Below are 7288 nucleotides of genomic sequence, written 5' to 3'. Positions count from 1 at the left end.
TTGGAGTTGGGTAACCAAAAGAAAACAATTTGGCAATGCCGGCCAAGACCGTACAAGGAAATGATCCTGAAGATCTGGAAGGAACATACTCCCGTGTTGATGGAGAGTACAAGCGTTTGCCAGACCTGCACAAAAAGCTCCGTGCAATCTTCTCTGGCGTGAAAAACAAGCAGGACCGCGAAGCCTTCCGTCAGGTGCTTGTTCCGCGTATGGTGACGGATGAGGCTGGTGTCTCTTACGATCAATCCCAGAAAGTTCGCGAAGACTTCTATGAGGCCCTCACCAGTTTCGGGATGTGTTTGAAGGTTGCCCTTTCAACCTCTTCATTCTTTAAAGATCCTGCATTCCCGGATGCTACAACCGACAATTACAAGAAGGACTTGAAGTTCTTCACGGAGATCCGTGCGCATGCGCGACTGGATGCTCAGGAGACCGTGGACTATTCAGCCTACGAAAAGCAAATCCGTGATCTGGTGGATCGGGAAGTCACTGGCGTTAAAGTGCACGACCCAAAAGGTATTCTCGACGTCAATAAGATGGGTGAACTTCCAGAGGATGGCGACGACCCGAAGGACTGGAGCGACGAAAAGGCAAAGAACGAGGCCGATACGATCTCCAGCAGGGTTCGCAAGACCATCGAAGAAGACCTTGACGATGATCCATACGCTCAGGCTGTCTTCTCCGAACTGTTGCGTAAGGCTATCGAAGAAGCGGAAGCAAACTTCGACCACCCACATCTGCAGTATGACTTCTTCAAAGATCTACAGGATACAGTCAACCAAGGTGCTGCTCCCGACATTCCTGAGGTTATTAGGGGCAATAAGCATCAACGAGCTTATTTCGGTATCTTCAAACTTGCTGTTGCGGACAAGGGATTAAATGACCATGGCGACATTCACTTTGTAAATGAAGCCCTCCATATCGATACAATCGTGAATGAGGCTGTTGCCGCAAATACATTGTCTCATGAGGCAATTTACCAGCAGATTAAGCAGAAGCTCCTGCCGCATTTCTTTAAGCAGTACGGTGGTCTGGAAACGGCAAACAAGCTGATTGATCAGATCCTGGATAAGACCCGTAAGGGCGTGAACCGTGATGACTTCTGATGCTTTCCAGTATGTCCTGGTCTATGGAACGGAGCGCATACCCTACGTGGTGCAAGCTACTAAGGGGAAGAAACGAAAACTGACAATCCATGTAGAACCAGATGGTCAGGTGATTGTGGAAGCGCCTGCCGAAGCCTCTCAGGTGTCCATAGAGACTGCCGTGAATCGGCGAGGGCGTTGGATCTTCGAACATGTAAAAGACTCTCAGCGACGCCATGAGCATGTTCTGGAGCGTAGGTACGTCAGTGGAGAGACTGCGTTCTATCTGGGGCGCAGATACAAGCTTAAAGTGCTTGAAGTTCCGAGGGCGGATCGATGCGTAAAATTGCTTGGTGGATGCATTGAAGTAAGATCAGAGAGTGTTGATCCTCAGGTGATCAGAGGACGCCTTCGGGGGTGGTACAAGGTCCGTGCGCAGACTTATCTTGGTAAAAGGCTAGAAGTCATTGGAGAGCGCCTGCCTTGGGTTAACCAGCGTCCGCAGTTTTATTTCATGGAGACAGAGAAGCGTTGGGGAGGATGTTCAAGTGACGGCACCGTTCAGCTAAATCCTTTTCTCGTGAAGGCCCCTAGGGACTGTATCGACTATGTACTTTTGCATGAGTTGTGTCACCACAAAGAGCACAATCACAGTCCTGCATTCTATGCGTTATTGGATCGATATGATCCGAACTGGAAGGCGACTAAGCTCAAACTGGACGATTTAGCAGAACTGCTGCTGAATGAGTGAGTGATCTATCGGCAGAAACACTGGATTTCTACAGGATAATGATCTAATAAAGTATATCGAAATTACTTATAGATATACTTTATTAGATCAGAAGTTGAAAAATATTTTCCGATCTGATACATTCCTATATATCAAGAGAGTTATTTGATATATAGGAATGTATCAGATGAATTATGAAATTGAAAAACTAGCGGCTAACCTGAAGGCTGCACGCGAGAGGAAGGGCCTTAGTCAACGTGCGCTTAGCGCGCTTGCAGGCGTGCCGCAGTCACACATCTCGAAGATCGAGAGCGGTGTAGTGAATCTAACGCTTTCCAGCCTTACAGCTATAGCCAACGCCCTCGATCTGGAACTCGCACTCATTCCGCGCAAGGTAGCCCCAGCTGTCAGAACAATTACTCGCAGCGTTAACAACGCGCCGCAAGCCAAGCCTGAAGTGCGCAAAGAAATTATGCAGATCGCCAAGGAGATCGAGCACATTAAGACACTCAAGATTGATAGTTCGGCCTTCGAGGATCTGCAACGTCAGTTTCGAGAGCTGCGGCAGTTCGCAAACCTTATCCAGGGCACCGATGTACTGCGTAGTGTCAGAGAGAACCTCAAAGTGATTGAGACGTTGGGCAGCACCTCAGCTCTTCAAGAAGCATTACTGCAGATAAACAAATTACGTAACATGCTCGCTCATGGTGCAGCTGACGGTAATCAGATACGCCAGCCGCGTCCCGCCTACCGTCTTGATGGAGACGAAGATGAGTAATGCCTCAGTTTTGAACGTGAAACTCTATGACAAACTGATCGGTACGTTAACTAACCTTGGCGGAGATCGCACCATCTTTGCCTTTACGGAAGAATATATCGCAGATAAAGACCGATCGACACTAGGACTCTCCTTCAAAGATGAATACGGTGAGATCCTTACGGATTTTCGCCCTTACCAGAAGCGCGTTATGCCCTACTTCTCAAACCTTCTTCCGGAAGGACACTTGCGGAAGTATTTAGCAGAGCAGGCAGGCGTGAACCCAGAACGTGAATATTATCTACTCTGGGCGCTAGGTCATGATTTACCAGGTGCAATCACCATCACCCCCGCTGATAGCGAAGCTGGGCCGCCCCATGCGGGTGGTGGTGATGATAATCATGGTGATCATCAGCGTGAGAACGCGCTACGCTTCTCTCTGGCTGGCATTCAACTGAAGTTCTCAGCCGTGATGGAAGCAAGTGGAGGGCTTACTATACCCGCCTCTGGCGTTGGCGGTTCTTGGATCGTCAAGTTGCCATCGCGCGAATACAATGGTGTACCTGAGAACGAGTTTTCGATGATGAAGCTCGCAAGCCTAATAGGCCTGAATGTGCCCGCAATTGACCTGGTTAGCATCGATGCAATTAAAAACCTTCCTGAAGGCATCGATAAGATCGGAGGTCGTGCCTTTGTAATCGAACGCTTTGATCGTCTCTCTGATGGGTCGCGTGTGCATATTGAAGACTTCGCGCAAGTCTATGGGCTATACCCCGATGACAAATACGGCAGTGGCAGCTTCCGAAATATCGCACAGGTGATCGCAGCCGAAGGTAATGATAACGACATCATGGAATATATACGACGCCTGACCTTCAATATGCTGATCGGCAACGCCGACATGCATATGAAGAATTGGTCGTTGATTTATCCCAACAGGCGAAACGTCTCGCTGGCACCCGCCTATGACTTTGTTGCGACTGTGCCCTATATTCCGGGAGACGCAACCAATATGAAAATAAGTCGTGCCAAGGTGTTCTCAGCCTTTACGGTCGACGAGTTGACACACCTTGCGGTCAAGGCCGCAATCCCACCAAAAATGGCAATTGATGCTGCAAAGGAGACGGTTCAGCTCTTTCGGGAGCATTGGGAGCGAGAAGCCGTGAACATGCCAATGAGTAAAAATGTAAGATTGGCAATAGAGGCGCACATGCATACTGTACCAATTCTGGAAGAGCTTTCGTAACATCAACGATAACTTAATGCTGGTACGATATGCTGCACCTGCGAAGACTGGCAAGCTGATGGATGACTGTTATGGAGGCAACGAACTTCTGTTATATTAGGCTCCAATGATCAAGAAACAACCATGGAGCACTCTTCAAGACGTTCGTGGCCCTATCTAAACGAGTTACCTCAATCTAAGGTTGAACTGCTCGAATGGCAACTCTTGGCCCGACGCATCAGCAAAGGCTTGGACGCTGACCTAGATTTCTGCGCTGCAGCCAGGGTCGGCTTAGTCTCTATTGCCGAGACCACTGATACTCAGGCGAGCGCTTAGCTTGTCGGCTACGCTTACTAATGAAAGCCCAATTGGCATCAGAGCGTGCGTGCAATTCATGCATTTCACAACCGACTAAAATCCACGTCTCGTCACAGAGCGTTAGGGGAACTCGACGTCTTTTGCTAGTCTTCTCTTCTCATGAAGCGTCTCCCGACTGCCTTGAATGTTGACGTGGTGTTGACGCGAACGCAAAAAGCCCCAAGCGGCTGGCTCGGGGCTTTTGCTATCATACTGATATGATTGAGATATTTTGGTTGCGGGGGTAGGATTTGAACCTACGACCTTCAGGTTATGAGCCTGACGAGCTACCGGGCTGCTCCACCCCGCGGTAAAATGTGTTTGTTCTGTTTCATTTTGAGAGATTGTCAGTGTGGATTATTCATGCCCGGCGGCGCCCTACTCTCCCGCGTCTTAAGACGAAGTACCATTGGCGCAGGGGCGTTTCACTTCCGAGTTCGGGATGGGATCGGGTGGGGGCGCCCCGCCATAGCCACCGGGCAGGAATAAGTCACACTGACTTGTGAACTGGTCTTTTATGCCACTCTTATTGAGAGTGTCAGGACACTTCTGCGAAGTGTCTGTTGTTGTTATCCAAGTTTTAGCTTTGTTTTGTTGGCTATCTCATATCTATGATTATAGCTTAATGGGAGTGATCAAGATCAATCGAGCTATTAGTAAGGCTCAGCTTCGAGAGTTACCCCTCTTCCACATGCCTCCTATCAACGTGGTGGTCTTCCACGGCTCTCAAGGGAAGTCTTGTTTTGAGGTTGGTTTCCCGCTTAGATGCCTTCAGCGGTTATCCATTCCGAACATAGCTACCCTGCAATGCGGCTGGCGCCACAACAGGTCCACCAGAGGTTCGTCCATCCCGGTCCTCTCGTACTAGGGACAGATCCTCTCAAATTTCCTACACCCACGGCAGATAGGGACCGAACTGTCTCGCGACGTTCTGAACCCAGCTCACGTACCACTTTAATTGGCGAACAGCCAAACCCTTGGGACCTGCTCCAGCCCCAGGATGTGATGAGCCGACATCGAGGTGCCAAACAATGCCGTCGATATGGACTCTTGGGCATCATCAGCCTGTTATCCCCGGCGTACCTTTTATCCGTTGAGCGATGGCCCTTCCACGAGGGACCACCGGATCACTATGACCGACTTTCGTCTCTGCTCGACTTGTCAGTCTCGCAGTCAGGCAGGCTTATGCCATTGCACTCAACGAGCGATTTCCGACCGCTCTGAGCCTACCTTCGCGCGCCTCCGTTACCATTTGGGAGGCGACCGCCCCAGTCAAACTACCCGCCACACACGGTCCCGGGTATTGTTGTACCGCGGTTAGATATCCATGAGGACAAGGGTGGTATTTCAAGGATGACTCCACCAAAGCTGGCGCCTTGGTTTCAACGTCTACCACCTATCCTACACATGTCATCACGAATACCAGTGTGAAGCTGTAGTAAAGGTGCACGGGGTCTTTCCGTCTGACCGCAGGAACCCCGCATCTTCACGGGGAATTCAATTTCACTGAGTCTGTGCTGGAGACAGCGGGGAAGTCGTTACGCCATTCGTGCAGGTCGGAACTTACCCGACAAGGAATTTCGCTACCTTAGGACCGTTATAGTTACGGCCGCCGTTTACTGGGGCTTCAATTCGGTGCTTGCACACCTCCTCTTAACCTTCCAGCACCGGGCAGGCGTCAGACCCTATACGTCGCCTTGCGGCTTCGCAGAGCCCTGTGTTTTTGATAAACAGTCGCAACCCCCTATTCTGTGCCCCCAATACAAAGTTGCCTTCGTATTGGGCTCCCTTCTCGCGAACTTACGGGAGCAATTTGCCGAGTTCCTTCAGCACAGTTCTCTCAAGCGCCTTGGTATACTCTACCTGTCCACCTGTGTCGGTTTCGGGTACGGTCTTAGCGTGGGAGCTATTTCCAGGAACACCTTCACCGCATCTCCAATCCAATAAGGAGATACGATACACGGCATCCGTCACTACCCACTGGCCGGGGAATATTAACCCCGTTCCCATCGACTACGCCTTTCGGCCTCGCCTTAGGGGCCGGCTAACCCTGCGCCGATTAGCGTTGCGCAGGAACCCTTGGACTTTCGGCGAGAGGGTCTCTCACCCTCTTTATCGTTACTCATGTCAGCATTCGCACTTCTGATACTTCCAGCAGCCCTCACGGGTCCACCTTCATCAGCTTACAGAACGCTCCGCTACCGCTTGTCAAAGACAAGCCCGCAGTTTCGGTGTATGGCTTTAGCCCCGGTACATTTTCGGCGCGGAGACCCTTATTTAGACCAGTGAGCTGTTACGCTTTCTTTAAATGATGGCTGCTTCTAAGCCAACATCCTGGTTGTTTTGGGATCTCTACATCCTTTCCCACTTAGCCATAACTTAGGGACCTTAACTGGCGGTCAGGGTTGTTTCCCTCTCCACAATGGACGTTAGCACCCACTGTGTGTCTGCCCTGCAGTACTTCCTGGTATTCGGAGTTTGGTTAGGATCAGTAAGGCGGTGAGCCCCCATAGCCCATCCAGTGCTCTACCCCCAGGAGTATTCACAGGACGCTCTACCTAAATAGATTTCGCGGAGAACCAGCTATTTCCGAGTTTGATTGGCCTTTCACCCCTAGCCACAAGTCATCCCCGAATTTTTCAACATTCGTGGGTTCGGTCCTCCAGTGCATGTTACTGCACCTTCAACCTGCTCATGGCTAGATCACTCGGTTTCGGGTCTAATCCAACGAACTAAGACGCCCTATTCAGACTCGCTTTCGCTACGCCTACACCTATCGGCTTAAGCTTGCTCGTTAAATTAAGTCGCTGACCCATTATACAAAAGGTACGCTGTTACCCAGAACAAATCTTGGGCTCCAACTGTTTGTAAGCATTCGGTTTCAGGTACTATTTCACTCCCCTCGTCGGGGTACTTTTCACCTTTCCCTCACGGTACTGGTGCGCTATCGGTCGACTAGGAGTACTTAGGCTTGGAGGGTGGTCCCCCCATGTTCAGACAGAATTTCACGTGTTCCGCCCTACTCGAGGACTATAAATCTTTCTACCCGTACGGGACTATCACCCACTAAGGTCAAGCTTCCCAGCTTGTTCCGGTTCTTAATCTATAGCCACTGGCCTGATCCGCGTTCGCTC

The 7288-nt window shown here is 50.4% G+C and carries 4 protein-coding genes, 1 tRNA gene and 2 rRNA genes (1 of these 7 cut by a window edge); 4 read left to right on the top strand and 3 right to left on the bottom strand.

Annotated features, from left to right (window positions below):
- Positions 1 to 35 precede the first annotated feature (35 nt).
- From PsWM33_RS10380 to PsWM33_RS10365, 4 genes are all read left to right on the top strand, one after another.
- Complete coding sequence (locus PsWM33_RS10380) at positions 36 to 1106, top strand: hypothetical protein (protein ID WP_063300156.1); 1071 nt, start codon at positions 36 to 38, stop codon at positions 1104 to 1106.
- Entirely contained in the window at positions 1096 to 1836 is a 741-nt protein-coding gene (locus PsWM33_RS10375) for a M48 family metallopeptidase (protein ID WP_063300155.1), read from the top strand. The genes PsWM33_RS10380 and PsWM33_RS10375 overlap by 11 nt, the downstream gene beginning before the upstream one ends.
- Before the next feature lie 166 nt (positions 1837 to 2002).
- On the top strand, positions 2003 to 2593 hold the full coding sequence (locus PsWM33_RS10370; RefSeq protein WP_082826971.1) for a helix-turn-helix domain-containing protein: 591 nt from the start codon (positions 2003 to 2005) through the stop codon (positions 2591 to 2593).
- Positions 2586 to 3818, top strand: coding sequence for a type II toxin-antitoxin system HipA family toxin (locus PsWM33_RS10365; protein ID WP_063297736.1), 1233 nt, complete (start codon positions 2586 to 2588; stop codon positions 3816 to 3818). Before PsWM33_RS10370 ends, PsWM33_RS10365 begins: the two co-directional genes overlap by 8 nt.
- 569 nt (positions 3819 to 4387) lie before the next feature.
- Here PsWM33_RS10365 and PsWM33_RS10355 read toward each other — a convergent pair.
- From PsWM33_RS10355 to PsWM33_RS10345, 3 genes are all read right to left on the bottom strand, one after another.
- A tRNA-Met gene (locus PsWM33_RS10355) sits at positions 4388 to 4464 on the bottom strand.
- Positions 4465 to 4519: 55 nt separating this feature from the next.
- Positions 4520 to 4634 (bottom strand): 5S ribosomal RNA (rrf, locus tag PsWM33_RS10350).
- 151 nt (positions 4635 to 4785) lie between these two features.
- A 23S ribosomal RNA gene (locus PsWM33_RS10345) occupies positions 4786 to 7288 on the bottom strand (it continues 228 nt past the right edge of the window).

The sequence above is a fragment of the Pseudovibrio sp. WM33 genome (genome assembly GCF_001623165.1).
Lineage (GTDB): Bacteria > Pseudomonadota > Alphaproteobacteria > Rhizobiales > Stappiaceae > Pseudovibrio.
Note: the sequence above shows the minus strand (reverse complement) of the source record. Positions and strands in the feature narration are given on the sequence as shown.

Excerpts from the sequence above, each read along its gene's own strand:
- PsWM33_RS10380 (WP_063300156.1), top strand. The coding sequence starts at position 36 with ATGCCGGCCAAGACCGTACAAGGAAATGATCCTGAAGATCTGGAAGGA.
- PsWM33_RS10375 (WP_063300155.1), top strand. The coding sequence starts at position 1,096 with ATGACTTCTGATGCTTTCCAGTATGTCCTGGTCTATGGAACGGAGCGC.
- PsWM33_RS10370 (WP_082826971.1), top strand. The coding sequence starts at position 2,003 with ATGAATTATGAAATTGAAAAACTAGCGGCTAACCTGAAGGCTGCACGC.
- PsWM33_RS10365 (WP_063297736.1), top strand. The coding sequence starts at position 2,586 with ATGAGTAATGCCTCAGTTTTGAACGTGAAACTCTATGACAAACTGATC.